The sequence below is a fragment of the Corynebacterium mycetoides genome (genome assembly GCF_900103625.1).
Classification (GTDB): Bacteria; Actinomycetota; Actinomycetes; order Mycobacteriales; family Mycobacteriaceae; genus Corynebacterium; species Corynebacterium mycetoides.
Window position 1 is genome coordinate 577,156 of sequence record NZ_LT629700.1, and the last position, 25,884, is coordinate 603,039.

At 67.5% G+C, this 25,884-nt stretch carries 25 protein-coding genes; 13 read left to right on the plus strand and 12 right to left on the minus strand.

Annotated elements, in window-relative coordinates; genetic code table 11:
* Positions 1-14: 14 nt before the first annotated feature.
* Genes BLS40_RS02825 through BLS40_RS02835 form a run of 3 tightly spaced genes read left to right on the plus strand, consistent with a single transcriptional unit; the run spans position 15 to position 2,395 of the window.
* Positions 15-740 carry a glutamine amidotransferase-related protein gene (locus BLS40_RS02825; protein WP_092148476.1) on the plus strand — a complete coding sequence of 242 codons (726 nt, stop codon included), beginning with the start codon at positions 15-17 and terminating at the stop codon, positions 738-740.
* 11 nt (positions 741-751) lie between these two features.
* On the plus strand, positions 752-1,021 hold the full coding sequence (locus BLS40_RS02830) for an ACT domain-containing protein (RefSeq protein ID WP_092148479.1): 270 nt from the start codon (positions 752-754) through the stop codon (positions 1,019-1,021).
* A 3-nt stretch (positions 1,022-1,024) separates the two neighbouring features.
* Entirely contained in the window at positions 1,025-2,395 is a 1,371-nt protein-coding gene (locus BLS40_RS02835) for a PFL family protein (RefSeq protein WP_092148482.1), read from the plus strand.
* A 6-nt stretch (positions 2,396-2,401) separates the two neighbouring features.
* On the opposite strand, the gene BLS40_RS02840 is transcribed toward BLS40_RS02835, so the two are convergent.
* The 8 genes from BLS40_RS02840 to BLS40_RS02875 are packed head-to-tail and all read right to left on the minus strand — an operon-like array spanning position 2,402 to position 10,264.
* Positions 2,402-4,030 carry an ABC-F family ATP-binding cassette domain-containing protein gene (locus BLS40_RS02840; protein ID WP_092148485.1) on the minus strand — a complete coding sequence of 543 codons (1,629 nt, stop codon included), beginning with the start codon at positions 4,028-4,030 and terminating at the stop codon, positions 2,402-2,404.
* 26 nt (positions 4,031-4,056) lie between these two features.
* Positions 4,057-4,431 carry a metal-sulfur cluster assembly factor gene (locus BLS40_RS02845; protein WP_092148488.1) on the minus strand — a complete coding sequence of 125 codons (375 nt, stop codon included), beginning with the start codon at positions 4,429-4,431 and terminating at the stop codon, positions 4,057-4,059.
* Entirely contained in the window at positions 4,432-4,884 is a 453-nt protein-coding gene (gene sufU, locus BLS40_RS02850; protein WP_092148491.1) for a Fe-S cluster assembly sulfur transfer protein SufU, read from the minus strand.
* Complete coding sequence (locus tag BLS40_RS02855; RefSeq protein ID WP_092148494.1) at positions 4,881-6,140, minus strand: cysteine desulfurase; 1,260 nt, start codon at positions 6,138-6,140, stop codon at positions 4,881-4,883. The genes sufU and BLS40_RS02855 overlap by 4 nt, the downstream gene beginning before the upstream one ends.
* A complete protein-coding gene (gene sufC, locus BLS40_RS02860; RefSeq protein ID WP_092148497.1) occupies positions 6,140-6,895 on the minus strand; it encodes a Fe-S cluster assembly ATPase SufC in 756 nt (251 codons plus the stop codon). The genes BLS40_RS02855 and sufC overlap by 1 nt, the downstream gene beginning before the upstream one ends.
* A 32-nt stretch (positions 6,896-6,927) precedes the next feature.
* Positions 6,928-8,094: a Fe-S cluster assembly protein SufD gene (sufD, locus tag BLS40_RS02865; RefSeq protein WP_092148500.1), complete on the minus strand. Its 1,167-nt coding sequence runs from the start codon at positions 8,092-8,094 to the stop codon at positions 6,928-6,930.
* A 3-nt stretch (positions 8,095-8,097) separates the two neighbouring features.
* Entirely contained in the window at positions 8,098-9,504 is a 1,407-nt protein-coding gene (sufB, locus tag BLS40_RS02870) for a Fe-S cluster assembly protein SufB (RefSeq protein WP_092148503.1), read from the minus strand.
* A gap of 31 nt (positions 9,505-9,535) precedes the next feature.
* Positions 9,536-10,264: a helix-turn-helix transcriptional regulator gene (locus BLS40_RS02875; protein ID WP_092152090.1), complete on the minus strand. Its 729-nt coding sequence runs from the start codon at positions 10,262-10,264 to the stop codon at positions 9,536-9,538.
* Positions 10,265-10,404: 140 nt separating this feature from the next.
* On the opposite strand from BLS40_RS02875, the gene mptB reads away from it, so the two are divergent.
* The 5 genes from mptB (at position 10,405) to BLS40_RS02900 (ending at position 15,742) form a co-directional block, all read left to right on the plus strand.
* The gene (mptB, locus tag BLS40_RS02880) at positions 10,405-12,051 is read left to right on the plus strand and encodes a polyprenol phosphomannose-dependent alpha 1,6 mannosyltransferase MptB (protein WP_092152092.1); all 1,647 of its coding nucleotides are present in this window, start codon (positions 10,405-10,407) and stop codon (positions 12,049-12,051) included.
* A 6-nt stretch (positions 12,052-12,057) separates the two neighbouring features.
* Complete coding sequence (locus BLS40_RS02885; protein ID WP_092148506.1) at positions 12,058-12,981, plus strand: ABC transporter ATP-binding protein; 924 nt, start codon at positions 12,058-12,060, stop codon at positions 12,979-12,981.
* 12 nt (positions 12,982-12,993) lie between these two features.
* Positions 12,994-13,764, plus strand: a complete 771-nt coding sequence (locus BLS40_RS02890) for an ABC transporter permease (RefSeq protein WP_092148510.1) — start codon at positions 12,994-12,996, stop codon at positions 13,762-13,764.
* A 66-nt stretch (positions 13,765-13,830) separates the two neighbouring features.
* Positions 13,831-14,763: a COX15/CtaA family protein gene (locus BLS40_RS02895; protein WP_172807990.1), complete on the plus strand. Its 933-nt coding sequence runs from the start codon at positions 13,831-13,833 to the stop codon at positions 14,761-14,763.
* A 10-nt stretch (positions 14,764-14,773) separates the two neighbouring features.
* Positions 14,774-15,742, plus strand: coding sequence for a quinone oxidoreductase family protein (locus tag BLS40_RS02900; protein ID WP_092148513.1), 969 nt, complete (start codon positions 14,774-14,776; stop codon positions 15,740-15,742).
* Between the two features lie 10 nt (positions 15,743-15,752).
* On the opposite strand, the gene BLS40_RS02905 is transcribed toward BLS40_RS02900, so the two are convergent.
* The gene (locus tag BLS40_RS02905; RefSeq protein ID WP_092148516.1) at positions 15,753-16,667 is read right to left on the minus strand and encodes a heme o synthase; all 915 of its coding nucleotides are present in this window, start codon (positions 16,665-16,667) and stop codon (positions 15,753-15,755) included.
* A 289-nt stretch (positions 16,668-16,956) separates the two neighbouring features.
* On the opposite strand from BLS40_RS02905, the gene tkt reads away from it, so the two are divergent.
* From tkt to pgl, 5 genes are all read left to right on the plus strand, one after another.
* Complete coding sequence (gene tkt, locus BLS40_RS02910) at positions 16,957-19,047, plus strand: transketolase (RefSeq protein WP_092152096.1); 2,091 nt, start codon at positions 16,957-16,959, stop codon at positions 19,045-19,047.
* Between the two features lie 24 nt (positions 19,048-19,071).
* Positions 19,072-20,166, plus strand: a complete 1,095-nt coding sequence (gene tal, locus BLS40_RS02915; RefSeq protein WP_092148519.1) for a transaldolase — start codon at positions 19,072-19,074, stop codon at positions 20,164-20,166.
* 97 nt (positions 20,167-20,263) lie between these two features.
* Positions 20,264-21,799, plus strand: a complete 1,536-nt coding sequence (gene zwf / locus BLS40_RS02920) for a glucose-6-phosphate dehydrogenase (protein WP_092148522.1) — start codon at positions 20,264-20,266, stop codon at positions 21,797-21,799.
* 34 nt (positions 21,800-21,833) lie between these two features.
* Positions 21,834-22,766 (plus strand): glucose-6-phosphate dehydrogenase assembly protein OpcA, encoded by a 933-nt coding sequence (locus tag BLS40_RS02925; RefSeq protein WP_092148525.1) that lies wholly within the window; start codon positions 21,834-21,836, stop codon positions 22,764-22,766.
* A 32-nt stretch (positions 22,767-22,798) separates the two neighbouring features.
* On the plus strand, positions 22,799-23,536 hold the full coding sequence (gene pgl, locus BLS40_RS02930; protein WP_092148528.1) for a 6-phosphogluconolactonase: 738 nt from the start codon (positions 22,799-22,801) through the stop codon (positions 23,534-23,536).
* Here the strand turns inward: pgl and secG are convergent.
* Genes secG through BLS40_RS02945 form a run of 3 tightly spaced genes read right to left on the minus strand, consistent with a single transcriptional unit; the run spans position 23,533 to position 25,804 of the window.
* Complete coding sequence (gene secG, locus BLS40_RS02935) at positions 23,533-23,769, minus strand: preprotein translocase subunit SecG (RefSeq protein WP_092148531.1); 237 nt, start codon at positions 23,767-23,769, stop codon at positions 23,533-23,535. The two genes, pgl and secG, sit on opposite strands and share 4 nt — an antisense overlap.
* Positions 23,770-23,787: 18 nt before the next feature.
* A complete protein-coding gene (gene tpiA, locus BLS40_RS02940) occupies positions 23,788-24,570 on the minus strand; it encodes a triose-phosphate isomerase (RefSeq protein WP_092148534.1) in 783 nt (260 codons plus the stop codon).
* A gap of 10 nt (positions 24,571-24,580) precedes the next feature.
* Entirely contained in the window at positions 24,581-25,804 is a 1,224-nt protein-coding gene (locus BLS40_RS02945; RefSeq protein WP_092148537.1) for a phosphoglycerate kinase, read from the minus strand.
* Positions 25,805-25,884 lie beyond the last annotated feature (80 nt).

Sequence of the window (25,884 nt, forward strand, 5' to 3'; positions counted from 1 at the left end):
TATAGACTCGCTGTATGTCCCGCATCCTCTTCATCTCTCTCCGCACTGGTGAGCTCGGGCCCGCGGTGGCGGAAGCCGAGTTCAACGATGTTCTGGCTGCGACGGGGATGCGTCGGGAGGACGTCGATACGCGGGTGCTCGCGGGAGACTCCGACGCGATTGGCCCGGTCGAGGGGTACGCGGGGGTCATCGTGGGCGGCAGCTCACTGAACGTCACGGCGCCCGAATACTCGCCGTGGCAGGAGCACGTCCACGCGGAGCTCGCCTCGCTAATCCGCGGGCGCGTGCCGGTGTTCTTCGTGTGCTTCGGCATCAGCTGGCTGGTGGCGGAGCTCGGGGGCACGGTCGGTCACTCAGCGCCGGAGGCCTCAGGGAAGACTGCCGTCATGCTTGCCGACGCCGCCGGCGACGACCCCCTCCTGCGCGGCTTCCCGCCCACCTTCGCGGCGTTGACCGGGCACACCGAGAACCCGGAGATCATCCCGCCCGAGCTCACGGTCCTCGCCACCGGGCCCACCGCGCCGGTGCAGATGGTCCGCTACGGCGACCACGTGTGGGCGACGCAGTTCCACGCGGAGATGGACGCCGCGGCGATGAAGACGCGGATGGACTTCTTCTACGACTACGGCTACTTCCCGCTGACCGAGTACGACACCATCGTGGCTTCCCTGCCCAGCGTTGACGTGCGGTGGGCCAACGAGTTGCTGCGCAGGTTCGTCTCCTACTGCGCGCACCCTTAGACTTAGGCACCATGCACGCAATCATTACCACCACCGGGAAAGACCGGGTCGGAATCATCGCTGGCGTCGCCGGTGCCGCGGCCGAGCGCGGCCTGAACATTGTCGACGTCTCCCAGACGCTCATGGACAACTTCTTCACCATGATCATGCGCGTGGCGCTGCCCGAGGGCGGCGTGAACATGGGCGAGCTGTCGCAGCAGCTCTCCGCCGCCGGCAATGAGCTCGGCGTGGTGGTGCGGATTCAGTCCGAGAACCTGTTCACGGCGATGAACGAGATCTAAGCTATGGCCACCGACTTCGATTTCAAAGCCGCGCGCATCCTCGACGTGATCCAGATGATCGAGGATTACCGCCTGGATATCCGCACAGTGACCATGGGCATCTCGTTGATCGGCTGCACGCGCCCCACGATGGCCGCCACCGCGCAGGCGGTCTACGACCGGGTGACCACGCGTGCCGCTCGTCTCGTTGAGGTGTGCGAAGGCATCGAGCGCGAGCTCGGCATCCCCATCGTGAACAAGCGCATCTCCGTCTCCCCCATCTCGCTCGTGGCCGCGGGTGTCGGCGGCAACCCGGCCGACATCGCCGTCGCCCTCGACCGCGCCGCCGCTGCACTCGGGGTCAACTTCGTCGGCGGGTACTCCGCGCTCGTGGAAAAGGGCGCCACCGAGTCGGACCGCCGGCTGATCACCTCCATACCGGAGGCTTTGTCCACCACCTCCAACGTCTGCGGCTCGGTCAACGTCGCCACGTCGCGGGCCGGCATCAACATGGAGGCGGTCGCCCAGATGGGCCGCGTTATCAAGGAGGCCGCGGAGCTGACCAGGGCCCAGTCGTCGATTGCCTGCGCCAAACTGGTGGTCTTCGCCAACGCCGTCGGGGACAACCCCTTCATGGCGGGCGCCTTCCACGGTATCGAGGAGCCCGACACGGTCGTCTCGGTCGGCGTGTCCGGTCCCGGGGTCGTGGATCACGCGATCGGCTCCCTGGAGGGTGCGTCCCTCAACGAGGTCGCCGAAGAGATCAAGAAGGCCGCGTTCAAGATCACGCGCGCTGGACAGCTGGTGGGCACCTTGGCATCGGAACGGCTGGGCGTGCCCTTCGGCATCGTCGACCTCTCCCTCGCTCCGACCGCCGAGGTGGGCGATTCCGTGGCGCACATCCTAGAGCACATGGGCCTGGATCAGGTGGGAACCCACGGGACGACGGCCGCGCTCGCGCTGCTCAACGACGCCGTGAAGAAGGGCGGCATGATGGCGTGCTCGCGTGTCGGAGGGTTGTCCGGCTCCTTCATCCCCGTCTCCGAGGACCAGGGCATGATCGACGCGGTGCGCGCGGGATCGATCTCGATGGACAAGCTCGAGGCGATGACTTCCATCTGCTCGGTCGGCTTCGACATGGTCGCCATCCCGGGGGATACCTCGGCCGAGCTCATCGCGGGGATGATCGCCGACGAGGCGGCCATCGGCGTGATGAACCACAAGACCACCGCGGCCCGGCTCATCCCCGTGCCGGGCACGGCACCCGGCGACGAGGTGCATTTCGGCGGTCTGCTGGGCTACGCACCGGTGATCCCGGTCAGCACTGTGGGCAACGACGCGTTCATCCGCCGCGGCGGGTTCATTCCGGCGCCCGTGCACGGTTTCCGGAACTAGAAGCGCCTACGCCAGTTCGACGATCTCCATGTAGGCGTCGCTCCACAGGTCCTCGTCGCCCTCCGGCATGATGATCACGCGCTCGGGCTCGAGCGCCCGCACCGCGCCCGGGTCGTGGGTGACGAGCACCACCGCGCCCGTGTAGGTTTTCAGCGCGTCGAGCACCTGCTCGCGCGACTGGGGGTCGAGGTTGTTGGTGGGTTCGTCGAGAAGCAGCACGTTCGCGCGAGAGGAGACCAGGGTTGCCAGCGCCAGGCGGGTCTTCTCGCCGCCGGAGAGGGTGCCGGCCGGCTGATCGAGCTTGTCGCCCGAAAACATGAAGGCGCCGAGCAGGCCGCGCAGGTCCTGCTGCCCGGCGTCCGGGCAGGCCTCGATGGTGTTCTCCCACACCGACTTCGAGCCGTCGATGGTGTCGTGCTCCTGGGCGAAGTACCCGATCTTGAGGCCGTGGCCGCTGACCAGCCCTCCCTCGCCGTCCGTGCGCTCCACGCCCGCGAGGAGCTTCAGCAGCGTCGTCTTGCCCGCGCCGTTCGTGCCCAGCACAACCACGCGCGAGCCCTTGTCAATCGCCAAGTCGACGCCGGCGAATACCTCGAGGGATCCGTACATCTTGGTCAGGCCCTTGCCGTAGAGCGGGGTCTTGCCGCACGGCGCCGGCTCAGGGAAGGTGATGGCGGCGACTCTGTCGGCCACGCGGACGTCGTCAAGCGAACCCATCATGCGCTCCGCGCGGGCGAGCATCTGCTTGGCGGCCGAGGCCTTCGTGGCTTTCGCTCCCAGCTTCGCGGCCTGCTTCTGCAGCGCGGAGGCCTTCTTCTCGGCGTTGGCGCGCTCGCGGCGGCGGCGGGCCTCGTCGAGGGCGCGCGCGTCCTTGTACTTGGAAAACCCCATGTTGTACACGTCCGCCTCGGCGCGCACGGCGTCGAGGAACCAGACCTTGTTGCACACGTCGTCGAGCAGGTCGACGTCGTGGGAGATCATGATGAGCCCGCCCTCGTGCTTGGACAAGAACCCGCGCAGCCAGGCGATGGAGTCGGCATCGAGGTGGTTGGTGGGCTCATCGAGCAGCAGCGTCGTGGTCGACTTACCGGCGCCGTTGTTGGCGGCGAAGAGAATGTGCGCGAGCTCCACGCGGCGACGCTGGCCGCCGGAAAGCGTCTTCAGCGGCTGGTCCAGAATCCGGGCGGGAAGGCCCAGGTTGTCGCAGATCTGGGCTGCCTCGGCGTCGGCTTCGTAGCCTCCAAGCGTTTGGAAACGCTCCTCGAGGCGGGAGTACTTCGCGATTGCCTTGTCGCGCTGCGCCGCGTCCGCGCTCTCCATCAGGGCCTGCTGCTTGTCCATGCTGCGGCGGATGTCGTCGAGGCCACGGGCGGAGAGCACCCTGTCGCGCGCCGTCTGCTCGAGGTTGCCCTCCTTGGAATCCTGCGGGAGGTAGCCGATCTCGCCGGAGCTTGTCACGGACCCGCCGTAGGGCTCGGTCTCCCCCGCCAAGATGCGCATCGTCGTGGTCTTGCCGGCGCCGTTGCGTCCGACGAGACCGACGCGGTCACCCGGCTGCACCCGCAAATGCTGCCCGGGGGCGTTGAGCAAGGTGCGGGCGCCGACGCGCACTTCGAGGTCCTGGGTGACAATCACAACCGGACACCTTACTCGCGGGGCTTCTAGACGGCGAAGCCGAGTGCTCGCAGCTGCTCGCGGCCGTCCTCGGTGATCATGTGCGGGCCCCACGGCGGCATCCACACCCAGTTGAATGCGACCTCATCAATCGGGGTGTTCGCCGTGATTGCGGCCGTCGCCTGCTCCTCGATCACGTCGGTGAGCGGGCATGCCGGGGACGTCAGGGTCATGTTGATGACCGCACGGGTGGCCTCGTCCTGCTCGATCCACAGGTCGTAGACCAGCCCGAGGTCGATCACGTTGATGCCGAGCTCCGGGTCGATAACGTCGTGCATGTATTCGGCAGCGTCGCTGGCGAGCTGGATCTGCTCCTCCGTCTGCGTCGGCCGTTCGGCGGTGCCGTAATTGGATTCAGCCATTTACTTCTCCTTTTCTTCCAGCGCGTCTGAGGTAGCAGCCTGGAATGCTTTCCACCCCATCAGCGCGCACTTGACTCGGGCGGGGAACTTGGACACGCCGGCGAACGCGACTCCGTCGCCGATGACGGCGGGGTTCCCCTCGACGGTTCCGCGCGAGGTCACCATCTCCTCGAACGAGGAGAGCTTGGCCATCGCCTCGTCGACTCCGAGGCCGATGATCTCCTCGGCCATCACGCTTGTCGACGCCTGCGAGATCGAACAACCCGCCGCGTCGTAGGACACGTCGGCCACGGTGGACCCGTCCTCGGACAGCGCGACGCGGAGCGTGATCTCGTCGCCGCAGGACGGGTTGACGTGGTGCACCTCGGCGTCGAACGGGTCGCGCAGGCCCGCGTGCTGCGGGTTCTTGTAGTGGTCCAGGATGACCTCCTGGTACATAGATTCTAGGTTCATGCGCCGAAGAACTCCTTCGCCTTGGTGATCGCCGCGACGAGTGCGTCGACCTCCTCGCGGGTGTTGTAGAGGTAGAAGCTGGCCCGCGCGGTCGCCTGCACGTCGAGGGCGCGGTGGACCGGCCACGCGCAGTGGTGGCCGGTGCGGATGGACACACCTTCCCCGTCGAGCACCTGGCCCAAGTCGTGCGGGTGGACACCCTCGACCGTGAACGCAATGGCCCCGCCGCGGTTGTCGGCGGTCAGCGGACCGGCGATCCGGAGGCCGCTTATACGCTGCATCTGCTCGAGCGCGTAGGCGGTGAGCTCATGCTCGTGGCGCTGGACCGCGTCCATGCCGACCTCGCTCAGGAAAGTCACGGCAGCGCCGAGCCCGACGACCTGGCTGGTCATCTGGGTTCCCGCCTCGAAGCGTTGCGGGGCGGGCGCGTAGGTGGAGCTCTCCATCTTCACCACCTCGATCATCGAGCCGCCGGTTAAAAACGGCGGGAGCTTGTCCAGCAGGTCGCCGCGCCCGTAGAGCACGCCGACGCCGGAGGGCCCGCACATCTTGTGGCCGGAAAAACCCGCGAAGTCCACGCCCAGCTCGTGGAAGTTCACCGGCATGTGTGGCACGGACTGGCAGGCGTCGAGCACCGTCAGCGCCCCGACCTCCCGGGCGCGGCGCACCATTTCGGGCACGTCCGCGTGGGCGCCGGTGACGTTGGACTGGTGCGTGAACGCGACCACCTTGACCGTCTCATCGAGCTCGAGCGAGTCGAGGTCGATGCGGCCGTCCGGCGTCATCGAGTACCACTTCAGCGTGGCGCCTGTGCGCCGCGCCAGCTCCTGCCAGGGCACGAGGTTGGCGTGGTGCTCCAGCTCCGTGACAACGATGGTGTCGTCCTTGGTGACCTGCATGTCGCCGGCGCGGTCGTCGCCAAGCACGTAGGCCACCGCGTTGAGCGCCTCGGTTGCGTTCTTGGTGAACGCGATTTCGTGCCCCTGCGCGCCCACGAACGCGGCGATGGCGTCGCGCGCGGTTTCGTAGGCGTCGGTAGCTTCCTCAGCGAGCTGGTAGGAGCCGCGGTGCACGGGGGCGAAGCTGTTCAGGACGAAGTCCCGCTCCGCGTCCCACACGCGCTGCGGGCGCTGCGAGGTCGCGCCCGAGTCGAGATAGACAAGGGGCTTGCCCTCTCGGACGGTGCGGGACAGGATCGGAAACTCCGCGCGGATGGCGTCCACGTTGAGCGTTCCGTCTGGGTGTGTGTACGACATTAGATAAACTTCTCGTAGCCTTCTGCTTCGAGGACGTCGGCCAACTCGGCGCCGCCGGTCTGGACGACCTGGCCATTGGCGAAGATGTGGACGAAGTCCGGGGAAACGTAGTTGAGGATGCGCTTGTAGTGGGTGATCATGAGCACGCCGCCGTTGGTCTCCTCCTGGTAGCGGTTGATGCCCTCGGAGACGATGCGCAGCGCGTCCACGTCGAGGCCGGAGTCGGTCTCGTCCATGACAGCGAACTTGGGCTTCATCAGCGCGAGCTGCATTACTTCGTGGCGCTTCTTCTCACCGCCGGAGAAGCCCTCGTTGACGGAGCGCTCGGAGAACGAGGCATCCATCTGCAGAGCCTCGCGCGCCGAGTTGAGCTCCTGGACCCACTCGCGCAGCTTCGGGGACTCGCCGCGCACGGCGGTGACGGCGGAGCGCATGAAGTTCGATGAGGAGACGCCGGGGACCTCGACGGGGTACTGCATGGCCAGGAAGAGGCCGGCGCGGGCGCGCTCGTCGACTTCCATCTCGAGGATGTTCTCCCCGTCGAGGAGCACCTCGCCGTCGGTCACCTCGTACTTCGGGTGTCCGGCGAGGGTGTAGGCGAGCGTGGACTTGCCGGAGCCGTTCGGGCCCATGATGGCGTGAGTCTCACCCGAGTTGATGGTCAGGTTGACACCCTTGAGAATCGGGGTCGGCTCCTGGCCTTCCTCGTTCGGCAGGACGTTGGCGTGCAGGTTCTTAATTTCGAGAGTAGACATGCGGTTCCTTTTACGTGTCGGGGGGAGGGTGGTTAGAGGCTGGCTCGCTCGAGCTCGCCGGAGACGCGGGCGATGAGCTCGTCGCGGACGGACTCGACCGGGATCTTGTTCAAGACCTCGTTGAAGAAGCCGCGGATGATCAGTCGTGTGGCCTCCTCCATGGGGATGCCGCGTGCGCGCAGGTAGAAGACCTGCTCCTCATCGAAACGGCCGACGGTTGCGGCGTGGCCGGCGCCGACGATTTCGCCGGTCTCGATCTCGAGGTTCGGGATCGCGTCGGCGCGCGCGCCGTCGGTGAGAACCATGTTGCGGTTGGTCTCGTAGGTGTCGGTGCCCTGCGCCTCGGCGCGGATGAGCACGTCACCCACCCAGCAGGTGCGGGCGTCGGGCTTGGCGGACGTCTTGTCGCCCTGCAGAGCGCCCTTGTACAGCACGTTGGAGCGGCAGTTGGGCACGCTGTGGTCCACAAGCAGGCGGTTTTCGATGTACTGTCCGTCGTCCGCGAAGTACACGCCGGTCAGCTCGACGTCGCCGCCGGGGGCGGAGAACTTGACGCGCGGCGTGATGCGGGTGACCTCGCCGCCGAAGCTGGCGACGGAGTGGCGCAGTGTCGCGTCGCGGCCGACCACGATCGACTGGGCGCCGAGGTGGACCGCGTCATGCTCCCACTGCGTATCGACGACCGCGTAGACCCGGGAGTTGTCCCCGATTACCCAGTTGACGTTGTCGGCGTGGGTGCCGGAGCCCTCGTAGCGCACGACGACGGTGGCCACGGAGTTCGCGCCCGACTCGACGAGCACGGTGGCAAACGTGGTCACGTCGAGGCCGGCCCCGGTGACGGTGATGGTGACGGGCTCGGTCAGCTCCGCGTTGTCCGGGATTGTGACGATGGTGCCGGAGGTGGCGGACGTCCAGGCCTGGGCCGCGACGCGGTCGACGGGGCCGCCGGCGGCCTTGAGGCGATCGTCGTCAGGCGAGACGGTCTCCACCGTGACCTCGGAAGGCCCCTCGACGCTGATGCGGGCGTCGGCAACCGGCGCGAACGTGCCGTTGTGCAGGCCGCGGATGCGGCGCAGCGAGATGAAGCGCCAGTCCTCGTCGCGGCCCGCCGGGATGGCGAAGTCGTCGACGTTGTAGGAGACGAACATGTCGCCCTTGGTGTTGACGCCGGAGGCGTTCTTGACTGCGGTTTCCGCCATGGTTTAACCCACCGATCCTTCCATTTGGAGCTCAATAAGACGGTTCAGCTCGAGGGCGTACTCCATGGGCAGCTCCTTGGCGATCGGCTCGACGAAGCCGCGCACGATCATGGCCATGGCCTCCTCCTCGGCGATGCCGCGGGACATGAGGTAGAAGAGCTGCTCTTCGGACACCTTGGACACCTTCGCCTCGTGGCCCAGGGTCACGTGGTCGTTGCGGATGTCGTTGTAGGGGTAGGTGTCGGAGCGGGAAATGTTGTCCACCAGCAGCGCGTCGCACTCGACGTTGGAGGCGGAGTGGTGCGCGTTCGGGTTGATCTGCACCAGGCCGCGGTAGGCGGCGCGGCCGCCGCCGCGGGCCACCGACTTGGACACGATGGTCGAGGAGGTGTGCGGTGCCATGTGCGTCATCTTGGCGCCGGTGTCCTGGAACTGGCCTTCGCCGGCGAATGCGACGGAGAGGACCTCGCCCTTGGCGTACGGACCGGTCATCCACACGGCCGGGTACTTCATGGTCACCTTGGAGCCGATGTTGCCGTCGACCCACTCCATGGTCGCGCCCTCTTCCGCCTTGGCGCGCTTGGTCACCAGGTTGTAGACGTTGTTGGACCAGTTCTGGATGGTGGTGTAGCGGCAGCGCCCGCCCTTCTTCACGATGATCTCCACCACGGCGGAGTGCAGCGAGTCGGACTTGTAAATCGGCGCGGTGCAGCCCTCGACGTAGTGCACGTAGGCGTCCTCGTCGACGATGATGAGCGTGCGCTCGAACTGGCCCATGTTCTCCGTGTTGATGCGGAAGTAGGCCTGCAGCGGGATGTCTACGTGGACCCCCGGCGGGACGTAGATGAAGGAGCCGCCGGACCACACGGCGGAGTTGAGTGCGGAGAACTTGTTGTCGCCGGCCGGGATGACGGACCCGAAGTACTCCTTAAACAGATCCTCGTGCTCGCGCAGGGCGGTGTCGGTGTCGACGAAGATGACACCCTTTTCCTCAAGGTCTTCGCGGATCTGGTGGTAGACCACCTCGGACTCGTACTGGGCGGCGACACCGGCCACGAGGCGCTGCTTCTCGGCCTCGGGGATGCCCAGCTTGTCGTAGGTGTTCTTGATGTCCGCGGGCAGGTCCTCCCAGGATGCCGCCTGCTGCTCGGTGGAGCGGACGTAGTACTTGATCTGGTCGAAGTCGATTCCGCTGAGGTCGGCGCCCCAGGTCGGCATCGGCTTCTTCTCGAAGATCTCGAGCGCCTTGAGGCGCTGGTTGAGCATCCACTCGGGCTCGTTCTTGATGCCCGAGATGTCCTTGACCACGTCTGCGTTGAGGCCGCGGCGGGCAGCCGCGCCGGCAGCGTCGGAGTCGTGCCAGCCGTAGTTGTAGGCGCCAATGGACTCAATAATTTCGTCGTCGTTCATCGGCCTTTCGAGGCCGGGTGCGGGAGTTGTCTCAGTCAAGATCTCCGCTCCTTTCGGTGTTTTTCTCGTGTGCCGCGACAGTACCCGCATCCGGGCGCGCCGCGGCTGTGAGAGGAATGTTTGTCGTGCAAATTCCGTTGCCGTCCGCAATCAGCGCGAGCGGTTGAACGTGCCTGCCGACGAGCGCCGAGATGGCTTCGTGCTCCGCGTCGCAGATTTCGGGGTGCTCGGCCGCGACGGCAGAGACGGGACAGTGGTGCTGGCAGATCTGGATGCCGGTGCCCGCCCTCGTCACCGTAGCGGCGTAGCCACTCTCGTCGAGAGCGTCCGCGAGATCGTGGGCCACTTTCTCCACGTCTCCCCCGGCGTCCTCCACGCTTCCCACGCCGTCGAGAATCGTGTGGATCCTCTCCCGTGCGAGCGAGCGCACGGCTTCCTCGCCGCCGAGGTCCTTGAGGACTCGGATGGCGTCGGTCGCGAGCGTATCGTAGTGGCTCCCGAAGAGATCCCGGCCCTGCTGCGTGAGCCGGTAGTGTTTCGCGGGTCGCCCGCGGGTGGCTTCCTCCCCCGCTACCGGGTTCGGTTCGCACGTTTCAGCGAGTTGTTCGTCTTCCAATTTATCGAGGTGGCGTCGCACGCCTGCGGCGGAGAGTCCGAGGTGGTGTCCGAGGTCTGCGGCGGTGACGGGACCGAGCTTGAGCAGCAGCGACATCACCTCGCGACGGGTTTCCCCGCCGATGGAGCGAGCTTTCTCAACCATGATCCTCACCTCCGTGCCTTGTCGACCACGCCGATTTTCTCGTGCGCCTTTATATAACACTAGTGTGTTCAAATTCATTCCGCACGTGTGCCCCCGTGTCCGTGTCGCACCGCCGCACCCCTTTTGTAGACTCCTCGAGTGTGAATTCACGGGCCACCCTCCTACCGGACCTCCGCCGGACGCTGCCCCGCCTGGGGCGGCCGGGGTCTCGCTCGGCCGAGCTCCATGAATCCGTGACCCGCCCGCTTGGCGACGGCCCCCGCACGCGCCCGTCGATAGCCGAGGCCAACCGCTTCGCGCTGCTGCGCTGGACCGGGCTCGTCGGAACCATGCTCATGGGTCTGGGCGGCCTGGGTGGCGGGGCGCTGCCGGTGGTGGGCAACCCGTACGTCCATTTGCCCGGGGGCGCCGTGATGGCCAGGATGCTGCAAACCTCGTCCTCGCTCATCCTCATCGGCGTGGGGCTGGTGGTGGCCGCGTGGGTGCTCATGGCCCCGTTCGTCGGGGCGGGCGGGGCGCCGGCCCGGGTGGGGCAGGCGGTGCTGCTGCGCACGTTCGCGGCGTGGGTCATCCCGCTCATCCTCACCGCTCCGCTGTTCACGCAGGACATCTACTCCTACCTCGCGCAGGGCTCGATTGTGCGCCAGGGGCTCGATCCGTACGCCGCGGGGCCGGTGGAGATCCTGGGGCCGGAAAACCACCTCGCGCGCTCCGTGCCGTTTATCTGGGCGCAGTCTCCCAGCCCCTATGGGCCCGTGGCGCTGGGGATCTCGGCGGCGATTTCGTGGGCGACGTCGGACTCCATCGTGCTCGGGGTGATCGCCCACCGGTTGGTGTCCCTCGTCGGCATCGCCGCCGCAGCCTGGGGCATACTCGCCCTGGCGCGGCGCTGCGGCGTGTCCCCCTCGGCCACGCTGTGGCTCGGCGTGCTCAACCCCCTGACCATCCTGCACCTGGTCGGCGGGATCCACAATGAGGCGATCCTGCTGGGCTTCATGCTCGTCGGCCTCGAACTGGGTCTGCGCGGGATCAGCCGTCTCGGGCACGACACGGCGCTCGCCGCGGCCTACCTCGCGGCGTCGGGCGCTCTCATCACCTGCGCCGGGCTAGTCAAGGTCACGGGCTTTATCGCCCTGGGGTTTGTGGGCATGGCACTCGCCCGTGAGCTTAACGGCAGATTCGGGCGCGCAGGGGCGCTGGCGGTGGCCGTCGTCACGCAAACGGCGCTGCTGGTGGCCACGACGCTGGCCATCACCGCGGCGACGGGGATCGGCCTTGGGTGGGTGACGGGGCAGGGCGGGGCGGCGTCGATACGCAGCTGGCTCTCGGTGACCACCGACATCGCGGTCATCGGCGGCAACATCGGGATGCTGCTCGGGCTCGGCGACCACATCGAGGCCATGCTCCTGGTCACCCGCGGAGCTGGCATCGCCGTGGCCGCCGCGTTCATGGTCCGCATGCTGTGGGCGACGTACCGCGGCACGATCCACCCGGTCGGCGCCCTGGGCGTGGCCACCCTCGTGCTCGTCGTGCTCTTCCCCGTCGTCCACCCGTGGTACCCGCTGTGGGCCATCCTGCCCCTGGCGGCGTGGGCGAACCGCCTGTTTTTCCGCGCCGCGGTGGCCATCTACTCCGCGGTGTTCAGCTTCCTCGTCCTGCCCCGCGGGCTCGCGCTCGCGCCCGACGCCGTGTTCACCATCTACGCCAACGCCGCCTTATGGTTCGCTGTGATCTGCGCTGCGGCCACGTGGTGGTACTACCGTTTCGGGCGCAGAAGTCTAAACTAGCCAGCCATGACTGAGGCGCTCGTCGTCGACGACGTGTACAAGAACTTCCGCGGCACCCAGGCGGTGGCCGGGATGAGTTTCACCTCCCGCCGCGGGGAGATCCTCGCCCTCCTCGGGCCCAATGGCGCGGGAAAAACCACCACGATCGAAATGTGCGAAGGTTTCATCACCCCATCCTCCGGCAGCATCTCCGTTCTCGGGCTGGATCCGGCGCGGGAGACGGAGCAGGTCCGATCGCGCATCGGCATCATGCTCCAGGGCGGGGGCTCTTATTCGGGGATCCGCGTGCGCGAAATGCTGGAGCTGACGGCCAGCTACAACGAGGACCCGCTCGACCCGGACTGGTTGATCGACCTGCTCGGCCTGCGCGGGGTGGAAAAGACCACCTACCGGCGCCTCTCCGGCGGCCAGCAGCAGCGCCTCTCACTGGCGCTCGCCATGATCGGCCGGCCCGAGCTCATCTTCCTCGACGAGCCCACCGCGGGCATGGACGCGCAGTCACGGCTGGCGGTGTGGGACATCATTTCCGCGATGCGGCGCGACGGTGTGACCGTTATCTTAACCACCCACCTCATGGACGAGGCCGAGGCGCTGGCGGACAAGGTCGTCATCATCGACCGCGGGGCCGTCGTCGCCCAGGGCACCCCCGGCGAGTTGACCAGCCACGACTCCTTCCCGCTCGTCGCGTTCGGCACCGATCGCGACCTCGATCTGGCCCCGCTTAACGACGCCTTGGCGGCGCTGTCCCTCTCCGCCCACGCGACTAGGCCGCTGCGCTATCAGATCACGGGCGGGGCCACCCCGGAAGTGATAGCCGCGCTCGCAGGCGCGGCCGAGCGGCAGAACGTGCTCATCCGCGACCTCAACGTCTCCCACCGCACCCTGGAGGACGTGTTTCTCGACATCACCGGCCGCGAGCTGCGCAGTTAGGAGACAAAACACATGGCCAACCTCACCCCGGGGGTGTTCACCCCCCGCCCCCGGCGGGCGTCGCGCACCCGCATGGCGCTCGCCCAAGGCAGCATCGAGGCGCGCCTCATGCTGCGCCACGGCGAGCAGCTCCTGCTCAACCTGATCATCCCCGCGGTCATTCTCGTCGCGGCCGCGAAGATCCCCCTGCCCGGCTCCGCGTCCGGCGCCCGCCTCGAGCACCTCGTCCCCGTGGTGTTCGCAGTCGCGGCCAGCAGCGCCGGGTTTACCGGCCAGGCGATCGCGCTGGCCTTCGACAGGCGCTACGGGGCGCTCAAGCGCACCGGGGCGTCCGGGGTGCCCGCTTGGACCATCATCGCGGGCAAGATCCTCGGCGTGCTGGCGATGGTGGCCGTGCAGATCGTGGTGCTCGGCGCCATTGCGCTCTCCCTCGGGTGGCGCGTCACGCTCCCCGGAGCCCTGTTCGGCGGGGTGACCCTGTTGCTCGGGGTCGCCTGCTTCACCGCGCTGGGCCTGTTAATGGGCGGCACGCTCAGCTCTGAGCCGGTCCTCGGGCTGGCAAACTTGCTGTGGCTCGTGCTCGTGGGGGTGCTTGGGTGGGTGACGTATTCGGGCGACCTCACGTCGGCCGGATGGTTCAACGCCGTGCCCACGGTTGCGCTGGCCGCGGCGCTGACGCAGGCCTTCGCCTTGACCGTGGATTCGGCCGCGTGGGTGGCGCTGATCGTATGGGCGGCGGCCGCTGTCGCGGCGGCGGCCCGGTGGTTCCGGTTCGATGGCTAGATCCGCGGGTGCGTGAGTTAAGCTGACGTCAATCCAAAGTTTGATGTGGAAGGTACCGGTATCACCGTGAGCACGACAACCTCCAGCACCGCCGCGGCCGAGGCTGCGCGCGCACCCTCGCTGAAGCTGCAGCGCACCCTCGCTCTCATCCTCCTGCTCTGCCAGGGGGGAATCACCGTCACCGGTTCGCTCGTGCGCGTGACCGGGTCCGGACTCGGATGCAACACGTGGCCGCTATGCCACGAGGGCTCGCTCGTCCCGCTCAGGGGTGCCGCGCCCCTGGTCCACCAAGCCATCGAGTTCGGCAACCGCCTCCTCACCTTCGTTGTGGCGGCGGCCGCGATCGCCGTGACGGTGGCGGTCTACCGGGCCGGGCGGCGCCAGCTAATCAAGAACTTAGCGGTCGCCTCCATCGCCGGCGTCGTGCTGCAGGCGATCCTTGGCGGCATCTCCGTTCTGGTGGACCTTCACTGGTGGGCCGTGGCGGTGCACTTCCTGCCGTCCATGGCGCTTGTCGCCATCGCCGCCGTGCTTTACATGCGCATCGCCGAACCCGACGACGCCCCGGTGATCGAGCGCTACAGCCCGCAGGCTCGCGCGATGGTCGTGGCCGCGGCCGTCGCGCTATGCTTCGTGCTGGTCACGGGCACGATGGTGACCGGCTCCGGGCCGCACTCGGGCGATGCCGGGGTGGGCATGGAGGGCCGCCTCGACATGGACACGCGTCTGCTCGCGTACGTGCACGCCGCGTGCATGTACCTCTACCTGATCGGGACGCTGGCCGCGACGTACCTCCTGCGCCGCTCCAACGCCCCCAAGGACGCTTTCAACACCGCCCTCGTGCTCGTGGCCATGATCGTGGTCCAGTGGGCCGTCGGCGTGACCCAGTTCTACCTGGGCGTGCCGCGCTGGACGGTGCCCATCCACATCGCCATGTCGTCGGTGGTCGTCGCGTTCAGCGCCTTCGTGTGGGCCCACGGCAGGCGCCGCATGCCGTAGCCTTGCATCCATGAAGGCTATCTACGTCACCCAGCACGGAGGGCCCGAGGTCCTCACCTACACGGACCGCCCGGACCCCGTGCCGGGCGCGGACCAGGTCCTCGTCGAGGTGCTCTACGCCGGTGTCAACTACATCGACACCTACTTCCGCTCCGGTTCCTACGCCCAGGAGCTGCCGTATATCCCGGGCACCGAGGGCTGCGGCCGCGTCATCCACGACCCCGCCGCCGAGATCGCGGAGGGCACGCTGATCGCCTGGCACGACGCCCCCGGTTCGTACGCAGAGAAGGTGTGCGTGGCCCGCAACCGCCTGGTGGCGGTGCCCGAGAACATTGAACCGGCCGTCGCGGCGTCGATGCTCCTGCAGGGCATGACGGCACACTACCTGCTCCACGGCACGCGGGACACCGCGCCCGGCGACACGATGGTGGTCACCGCCGGGGCGGGCGGCGTCGGCCTCATCCTCACCCAGATGGCGGCCTCCCTGGGCGCCGTGGTCTACTCGGTGACCTCGACCGATGAGAAGGAGAAGCTGGCGTACGACGCCGGTGCGAGCGCGGTGTTCCGCTACGGGGACTTCCCGGAGTCGGTGAAACGCGCCAATGGCGGCAAGGGCGTCGACGTGGTCTACGACGGCGTCGGCAAGGCGACGTTCGCGCAGGCCCTCGACGTGTGCAGACCCCGCGGACTCGTGTGCTCCTTCGGTTCCGCGTCCGGCGACGTGGAACCCTTCTCCATCCAAGAGCTGAATAAGCACGGCTCCCTGTTTGTCACCCGGCCGTCGCTGGGCGCCTACGTTGCCACGGATGACGAATACCGCAAGCGGGCCCAGGCGGTCGTCCGCGCCGTCGAGGACGGCACCGTGCGGCTGCGGGTCCACGAGCCTTTCCCGCTTGCCGACGCCCGCGTGGCCCACGAGGACCTCCAAGCGCGCCGGACGTCCGGCTCCGTCGTGCTCCGGGTTTCCGGTACTGCGTAACGCGCGGGGGCTAGAGCAGGATCTCGGCCAACGTCGGCCATCCCAGGACTGCGTCGACGGACAGGCCGAGGAACAGCACGGCGAGGTAGTTGTTCGACAGGATGAACAGCTTCAGGGGCTTGACGTCCTCGCCCCTGACGACACCGTTGTGCAGGCGCGTCGCCATGACCAGGAACGCAGCGCCCGAGAGCACGGCCGCCGCGAGGTAGATCCAGGAGGCCGCCGGGACGAGCACCAACGAGGTGGCGACGGTGATCCAGGAGTAGATCACGATCTGCCGGGTGGTCTCCTGCGCGCTGGCCACCACCGGCAGCATGGGCACGTTCGCCCGCGCGTAGTCGTCCTTGTACTTCATCGCCAGGGCCCACGTGTGCGGCGGTGTCCAGAAGAAGATGATCATGAACAGCACCACGGCCTGCCACCAGAAGTCGGGTGAGCCGTCGTGGACGTTGTCGCGCACGGCCGCCCAGCCCACGAGCACCGGCATGCACCCGGCGGCACCTCCCCAAATGACGTTTTGCCACGTGCGGCGCTTGAGCCACTTGGTGTAGACGAACACGTAGAACCAGTTGGTCAACAGGATAAACAGTGAGGCCAGCCAGGAGTTGCACACGACACCGAGCCACAGCACGGAGGCAACAAGCAGCACCCAGGCGAAGATGGTGGCCCTGGTCTTGGTCACCGTGTGGCGCACGAGCGGGCGCGCCCGGGTGCGCCCCATCTTCTGGTCGATGTCGTAGTCGGCCACCATGTTGAACGTGTTCGCCGCCCCGGCACCCATCCAGCCGCCGACGAGCGTGCCCAGGACGAGCCAGAGGTCGACGGTGCCGCGGTTCGCCTGCAGCATCGCGGGGATCGCGGCGACGAGGAGGAGCTCAATGACCCGCGGCTTTGTCAGTGCGAAGTAAGCCTTGATGGTCTCCAAGTAAACAACTCCTCATAAGCGCAAAGGCCCGCCCCGGTGTGGGGAGCCAACATGACAGTAGTCGCAGCGCGCCGGCGGAAAGTTCCGCGCTCGCTCGGCCGGCGGGCATCATACCTTCGGACGATGTTACCGGGGCGGCGCGGCTTCGAGTAATCCAGACACGCGCCGTGCGCAACGGTTAGGCTGGGGTGCGCGCTTTCGAGCAATTACCGTATATCCATCCGCATGAGATCAAGCGAGGTACCCCGTGTCCCCATCCCAGTCCCAGCTGCCCCCCGAGCTCCAGGCCATGACCGTGCGTAATTACCCGGACGACTGGACAGAGACGGACACCCGGGCCGTGGATACCGTGCGCGTTCTCGCCGCGGACGCCGTGGAGAAGCGCGGGTCTGGCCACCCGGGCACCGCAATGTCGCTGGCGCCGCTGGCCTACACGTTGTACCAGCGTGTGATGAACGTCGACCCGCGGGATCCGCACTGGGTGGGCCGCGATCGTTTCGTGCTGTCCAACGGACACTCCTCGTTGACTCAGTACATTCAGCTTTACCTCGGCGGTTTCGGCCTCGAGCTGGACGACCTCAAGGCGCTGCGCACCTGGGGCTCCAAGACGCCGGGCCACCCCGAGTACAACCACACAAAGCACGTGGAAATCACAACTGGCCCCCTCGGACAGGGGCTGGCGTCGGCGGTGGGCATGGCGATGGCCGCGCGCCGCGAGCGCGGCCTGTTCGACCCCGAGGCGCCTGCGGGCGAATCCCCGTTCGACCACTTCATCTACGTCATTGCCGGCGACGGCTGCCTGCAGGAGGGCGTGACCTCGGAGGCGTCCTCGCTTGCGGGCACCCAAAAGCTCGGCAACCTCATCCTGTTCTGGGATGACAACCGGATCTCCATCGAGGACGACACCCGAATCGCGTTCACCGAGGATGTGCTCAAGCGTTACGACGCCTACGGGTGGCAGACGCTGACCGTCGATTCCGGCGAGGACGTGGTGGCCATCGAGGCCGCCGTCGCACAGGCCAAGGCGGACACCGGACGCCCGACGATCATCCGCGTCAAGACCGTCATCGGTCACCCCGCCCCCAACCTGCAGAACACCGGCGCGGCGCACGGCGCCGCCCTCGGCGCAGAGGAGATCAGGCTGGTCAAGGAGGAGCTAGGCTTCGACCCGGACGTCGCCTTCCCCGAGGAAGCCGACGTGATCGCTCACACCCGCGGTCTCGCCGACCGCGCCGCCGCCAAGCGAGCCGCGTGGGAGGAGAAGTTCAACGCCTGGGCCGAGCGCAACCCCAAAAACGCCGCCCTGCTCGAGCGGCTCACCGCGCGCGAGCTGCCGGAGGGCTGGGACGCGGACCTTCCCACCTGGGAACCCGACGAGAAGGGCATTGCCACCCGCAAGGCCTCCGAGGCCGCAATCCAGGCGGCGGCCGCGGCCCTGCCGGAGCTGTGGGGCGGTTCGGCCGATCTGGCGGGCTCGAACAACACCCTGATCAAGGGCGCGCCCTCCTTCGGCCCGGAGTCCATCTCCACCGACATGTTCACCGCGGAGCCCTACGGCCGCAACCTCCACTTCGGCATCCGCGAGCACGCCATGGGCGCGATCATGAACGGCATCGGCCTCCACGGCGGCACCCGCGTCTACGGCGGCACCTTCCTCATTTTCTCCGAGTACCTCTACCCCGCCATCCGCGTCGCGGCTCTGTCCGGCATCGACGGGTACTACGTGTTCACCCACGACTCCATTGGCCTCGGCGAGGACGGGCCGACCCACCAGCCCGTGGAAACCCTGGCCGCGCTGCGCGCGATCCCCGATCTCGCCGTGATCCGCCCCGCGGACGCCAATGAGACCTCCGCCGCGTGGAAGGCCGCGCTGGAGGCGAAGGAGCAGCCGAAAGCGCTCGCCCTGTCCCGCCAGAACCTCCCGGTGCTCGAGGGCACGAAGGAGAAGGCGTTTGGCGGCGTCGCCCGCGGGGCGTACGTGCTGGTCGAGTCTTCCACCGACACCCCAGACGTAATCCTCATGGCCACCGGCTCGGAGGTCCAGCTCGCCGTCGCCGCGGCGCGCACCCTCGAGTCCGAGGCTGTCGGCGCCCGCGTCGTCTCCGTCCCGTCCATGGAATGGTTCCGGGAGCAGGACGACGACTACATCGAGTCCGTTCTGCCCCGCGCTGTGAAGGCACGCGTCTCCGTCGAGGCGGGCGTGTCCATGCCGTGGCACCGCTACACGGGTGATTACGGCCGCAACGTCTCGCTGGAGCACTTCGGTGCCTCCGCCCCGGGCGCCGAGCTGTTCGAGCGCTTCGGGTTCACCGCCGACGCCGTCGCCGCCGCCGCCCGCGAGTCCCTCTCCGCAGTCCAGTCCGCCGCACAGTCCAAATAACCCGCACACAGCAAAGGATTACCCATGACTTCCCCCACCCCCGTCGACAAGCTTTACGAGATCGGAACGTCGACCTGGCTCGACGACCTGTCGCGCGACCGTATCATGTCGGGCAACCTCGACGAGATCAAGGCGTCGAAAAGCATTAAGGGCGTGACCACCAACCCGGCCATCTTCGCCAAGGCCATGTCGGGCGGAAACGCATACGACGTCCAGCTCGCGGACCTCAAGGCAGCCGGATCCGATGTGGACACGGCCGTGTACGCCATGAGCGTCAAGGACGTCCAGGACGCCTGCGACCTGTTCGCCGACGTCTTCGAGACGACCGGCGGCAAAGACGGCCGCGTCTCCATCGAGGTTGACCCCCGCTACGCCGCCGACGAGGCCCGCACAGTCGAACACGCCGCCGAGCTATCCGCCCTCGTGGACCGGCCCAACGTAATGATCAAGATCCCCGCCACCGACGAGTCCCTCCCAGCGATCACCGCCACCCTCGCCGCCGGGATCTCCGTCAACGTCACGCTCATCTTCTCCGTGGACCGCTACCGCAACGTCATCGCGGCGTTCCGCGAGGGCGTGCGCCAGGCAGAGGCCAACGGCCACGACGTGTCCCAGATCCACTCCGTGGCGTCTTTCTTCGTTTCCCGCATGGACACCGAGGTGGACAACAGGCTCGAGACCATCGGTACCGAGGAGGCACTCGCACTGCGCGGGCAGGCCGGCATCGCCAACGCGCGGCTGGCCTACCAGGTGTTCCTCGACGAGTTCGCGGACATGTCCCGCTACCCCGCCGGCACGAACATGCAGCGCCCCCTGTGGGCGTCGACGGGCGTGAAAAACCCGGACTACCCGGCGACGATGTACGTCACGGAGCTCGCCGGGCCGGACACCGTGAACACGATGCCGGAGGCGACTCTCGACGCCGTTCTCGACGGCGACGCCGTCACCGGCGACACGCTCACCGGAACCGCCGCGCAGGCGCGCGAGACCTTTGACAAGCTGGAGGCCGTGGGCATCGACTTCGACGACGTCGTCGCGGTGCTCGAGCGCGAGGGCGTGGACAAGTTCGTCGAAGCCTGGCAGGAGCTGCTCGACTCCATGACGGAGAACCTGAAGTAGCACCCCCGTTTTCGCCCGCACGGGTCGGTGAACCTAGTAACTTTGAAACAATATCCGGAAACTCTTACCGCCTACCTATCACTCGAGGTGAACTACCGTGACGGACGACACCGTGTGGGTCAATCCGCTGAGACAGCCCGACGATAAGCGCCTGCCCCGCATCGCCGGACCCTCAGGGATGGTGATCTTCGGGGTCACCGGCGACCTGGCCAAGCGCAAGCTGCTGCCCGCCGTCTACGACCTCGCCAACCGCGGCCTGCTGCCCGCCGGGTTCACCCTCGTCGGGTTCGGCCGCCGCGAATGGTCGAAGCGGGACTTCGAGGACTACGTCCGCACGGCCGTCGAAAATGGCTCGCGCACCACGTTCAACGAAAACGTGTGGAACCGCCTGGCGGAGGGCATGCACTTCATCACCGGCGCCTTCGACGACGACGAGGCGTTTGAGAAGCTGGCCGCGCTGCTCGCCGAGATGGACGCCAGCCGCGGCACGGGCGGAAACTGGGCCTTTTACCTGTCGGTCCCGCCGGAGTACTTCTCCGACGTCGTGCACCAGCTCGACCGCTGCGGCATGGCCACGCCCGCGGACAACCAGTGGCGCCGCGTGATTATTGAGAAGCCCTTCGGGCACGACCTCGCCTCGGCCAGGGAGCTCAACGAGGTGGTCAACCACGTCTTCCCGGAGCGGTCCGTGTTCCGCATCGACCACTACCTGGGCAAGGAGACAGTGCAGAACATTCTCGCGCTGCGCTTCGCCAACCAGATGTTCGAGCCGGTGTGGAACGCGAACTACATCGACCACGTGCAGATCACCATGGCCGAGGACATTGGGCTCGGCGGGCGTGCGGGCTACTACGACGGCATCGGCGCCGCCCGCGACGTGATCCAGAACCACCTCATCCAGCTCCTCGCGCTAGTGGCCATGGAGGAGCCGACCTCCTTCTCCCCGCGCCGGCTGCGCGCCGAGAAGCTCAAGGTGCTCCGCGCCACCAGTCCCGTCGAGCCCTTCGACGAGACCACGGCCCGCGGGCAGTACACCGCCGGGTGGCAGGGCTCGGAGAAGGTCATCGGCCTACGCGAGGAGGAGGGATTCGACCCCGACTCCGCCACCGAGACGTACGCGGCCTGCACGCTCAAGATCAACTCGCGGCGCTGGGCGGGCGTGCCCTTCTACCTGCGCACCGGCAAGCGCCTCGGCCGTCGCGTGACCGAAATCGCGCTGGTGTTCAAGCGCCCGCCCTTCCAGCCCTTTGCCAAGGGGATGACGGACCTGCTCACCGCGAACGCCGTCGTGCTGCGCATCCAGCCGGACGAGGGCGTGCTCATGCGCTTTGGCTCCAAGGTCCCGGGCTCCACCATGGAAGTCCGCGACGTGAACATGGACTTCTCCTACTCCGAGGCTTTCACCGAGGAGTCGCCGGAAGCCTACGAGCGCCTCATCCTGGACGCGCTGCTGGATGAATCCAGCCTCTTCCCCACCAACGAGGAAGTGGAGCGCAGCTGGGAGATCCTCGACCCGATCCTGGAGCACTGGGCCGCGCGCGGCCGCCCGGACGAGTACGCCGCCGGCACGTGGGGCCCGGAATCCGCCGACGCCATGCTCGCCCGAACCGGGCGCCACTGGCGCCGCCCTTAGACCGCAGACCCACAAGAGTGAAAGAGACCCGGAGATGATCATCACCCTCCCCGACACCACGACGCGGCAGATCGCCGCGACGCTCCTGCAGGCGCGGGACAACTACTCTCTGGCCACGGGCCGGGTGCTCACGCTGCTCGTGGTGGCGTCGGCACGCGACGACGTGGATTCGATCTTGCTGTCCGTGCGCGACGCCACGCAGGAGCACCCCGCGCGCGTGCTCGTCATGCTGCTCGGCGACCCGGAGGATCCCACCTCGCTCGACGCCGAGTGCATCCTCACCGCGGACGCGGGCGCTTCCGAAATGGTGGTCATGCACCTGCACGGCGACCTGACCCGCAACCTCGACTCGGTGGTCACCCCGCTCATCCTGCCGGATACCCCGATCGCGGCGTGGTGGCCCACCACCGCCCCCGCCAACCCCTCGGAAGCCCCGCTGGGCAACATCGCGCAGCGCCGCATCACCAACGCGCGCCGCAACGTGTCGGGCAACGCGCTGCTGCGCCTGTCCAACGGGTACACCGAGGGCGATTCGGACATGATGTGGTCGCGCATCACGCCGTGGCGCGGCATCGTCGCCTCCGCCGTCGACCGCCACATCGGCGAGGACATCACCGCGGTGACGATCTGTGGGCCGGTGGACAACCCCAGCGTCGATATCGCCGCCGGGTGGCTCGCGAGCTGCCTGGGTGTGGACGTCACGCGTCACCCGGCCCCGGACACGTCCGAGATCATCGAGAACGTCCCGATTACGGAGTTGCGCCTGTCCTACGACCGCGGCGACATCGTCGTCTCCGTCATGGACGAGCGCAGCGTCCGCGTCTCCGTCCCCGGCAGCCCCGACTCGTACGTTGCTATGACGGCCCGCACCGACGCCGAATGCCTGGCGGAGGAGCTGCGCCACCTCGACCCCGACACCGCCTATTCGCGCGCGCTCGACGGCCTCTCCCACGTCCTCGTTCACTAGACCGTGCACTAGATACAGAAAGGTTTCCGCTGATGGTTGCGGTTTCCCGGTTCCCCGACCTCGACTCGCTTATCGACGCCGCCGTGGCGCGCTTCCGAGCAACCATCGGCGCCATCCACTCCGACGCCTCCGGCGGGGTAAACGGCGACGGCGTGGCGCGGGTGGTGGTGACCGGCGGTACCGCCGGGATCCGCTTCTTGGAGAAGGTGCGCGACCTCGACCCGGGCCTCGACTTCACACGCGTCAAGGTCTTTTTCGGCGACGAGCGCAACGTGCCAGTGGACCACCCGGACTCCAACGAGGGACAGGCGCGCGCGGCCCTGCTCGACCACGTCACCATCCCGGAAGCCAACATCTACGGCTACGGTCTCGACGGCGGTGACATGAGCGCAGCCGTCGAGGGGTACGAGGCTGCGCTAGCCGACACCGCGCCGGAGGGGTTCGACCTCCATCTGCTGGGGATGGGCGGCGAGGGGCACATCAACTCCCTGTTCCCGCACACCGCCGCGGTGCGCGAGACGCAGCGCCTGGTGGTCGCCGTGACCGATTCCCCGAAGCCGCCCGCAGAGCGCGCCTCGCTGACCCTGCCCGCGGTGGGGCGGGCCCGCGAGGTGTGGCTGCTCGTCTCTGGCGCGGAGAAGGCGGAGGCGGCCGGGCACGTGGCGCGCGGGGCCGCGGCCGAGGATTGGCCCGCCGCCGGGGCGGAAGGCACCGCGGAGACGGTGCTGTTTGTCACCGACGATGCGGCAACGTTTATTCCGGGTTCCTAGACCGCGAAGGACTGCGCGAGGTTCAACCCGATGATGCAGGTGATCCAGATCACCGCGATGACGATGGTGTAGCGCGTCAAGTTGCGCTCCACGATCGTCGAACCCGAGAGATTCGCCTGGACGCCGCCGCCGAAGAGGCTGGACAGGCCGCCGCCCTTGCCCCTGTGGAGCAGGACGAACACCGTCAGCAGTACCGCCGTGATGACCAGGACGATCTCGAGAGCCACAATCATGGGCTTTACCCTACACCATCAGCGCACGGCGTTGGCCGCCGCCGCGGCCAGCCTCGCGAACTCCTGGCCGTCGAGGGAGGCCCCTCCCACGAGACCGCCGTCGACGTCCGCCTCCGTGACGATGTCTGCGATGGTGTCGACCTTGACGGACCCGCCGTAGAGGATGCGGATGGCGTCGGCCACGGAGGCGTCGGCAAGCTCCGCGATGAGCCCGCGGATGGCGTGGCAGACCTCCTGCGCATCGGCCGCGGAAGCCGTCTTGCCGGTGCCGATGGCCCACACGGGCTCGTACGCGATCACGGTGCGCGCCAGCTCTTCCGCGCTCACACCCTCCAGGGACCGGCGGGTCTGCTCCACGACGTAGGCGACGTGGTCGCCCGAGTCGCGGACCTCCTCCGGCTCGCCGACGCACACGATGGGGCTCATGCCGTGGGACAGCGCCTGGCGCGCCTTGGCGGCGACGAGCTCGTCAGTCTCCCCGTGTTCCTGACGGCGCTCGGAGTGCCCGACGACAACCCAAGTGCACCCCAGCTTAGCCAGCATGGAGGCGGAAATGTCCCCGGTATGGGCGCCGTTGTCGTGCTGGGAGACGTCCTGGGCGCCGTAGGTGATCTGGAGCTTGTCGCCGTCGACGAGCGTCTGAATCGAGCGTAGGTCCGTGAACGGGACCATCAGGGCGATGTCGACGTATTCGTAGCCGTCCTTTGGGAACGCGAAGGCGAGTTTCTGGGCGCTGGCGAGGGCCTCGAGGTGGTCGAGGTTCATCTTCCAGTTGCCCGCGATGAGCGGTTTGCGTGCCATGTCCTACCTCCTACTTGCTCGCGGTGTCGACGACGCTCACGCCGGGCAGGTCCTTGCCCTCGATGAGCTCGAGGGAGGCGCCGCCGCCGGTGGAGATGTGGGTGAAGCCGTCCTCGTCAAGGCCGAGCGCGCGTACCGACGCCGCGGAGTCGCCGCCGCCGACCACCGTAAAGCAGCCGTTGCCCGTCGCGGCGATCATCGCCTCGGCGACGGCCTTGGTGCCGTCGGCGAAGGCGGGGAACTCGAACACGCCCATCGGGCCGTTCCAAAACACGGTCTTGGCGCTTTCGATGGCCTCCGCGTACTTTGCGGAGGTCTCGGGGCCGATGTCGAGGGACATCCAGCCCTCCGGGATGTCGTCCAGGCCGACAATCTTCTTCTCGGCGTCCTTGTCAAACTCCGGGGCCACCGCGAGGTCGACCGGCAACACGAGCTTGTCACCGTAGGCGTCCATAAGGCCTGCGCAGGTTTCCACCATGTCCTCCTGCAGGAGCGACTTCTGCACGTTGTGGCCCTGAGCGGCGAGGAAGGTGTAGCACATGCCGCCGCCGATGATGACCCTGTCCGCCTTTTCCGCGAGCGCCTCGATCACCCCCAGCTTGTCGGAGACCTTGGAGCCGCCGAGAACGACGACGTAGGGGTGCTCCGGGTTGTCCTTGACGGAGCTCAGCGTCTCCACTTCCTTCTCTACGAGGTACCCGGCGTAGGCCGGCAGCTGCTTGGCCACGTCGTAGACGGAGGCCTGCTTGCGGTGCACCACACCGAAGCCGTCGGAGACGAAAGCGCCGTCGTCGGCCGCGAGCGCCGCGAGCTCGGCGGCGAACTCCTCCCGCTCCGCGTCGTCCTTGGAGGTCTCGCGGGCGTCGAAGCGGACGTTTTCGACGAGGAGGATCTCACCTTCCGTCAGGCCGTTGGCGCGCTCGTGCGCGTCCTCCCCGGACACGTCGGCGGCCAGCGGTACGAACTGGCCCAGGCGCTCCGAGAGAGCTTCCGCGACGGGCTTCAACGAGTACTCCGGCTTGACCTCGCCCTTCGGGCGCCCCAGGTGGGCCATGACAATCACCTTGGCTCCGCCGTCGAGCAGTGCCTTGAGCGTGGGGATCGACGCGTCGATACGGCCGGCGTCGGTGATGTTGCCGTCGTCGTCGAGCGGGACGTTGAAGTCGGAGCGGACGAGCACGTGGCGGCCGTCGACGCCCTCGTCGAGCAGCTGCTGGATGGTCTGAAGTGCCATGGAAATCTCCTTCACAGGCTTCTGGGTAGGACGGGTAGGACCGGCACCCAAGTCTAATGAGAATTGCGAAAGTCCGGGGC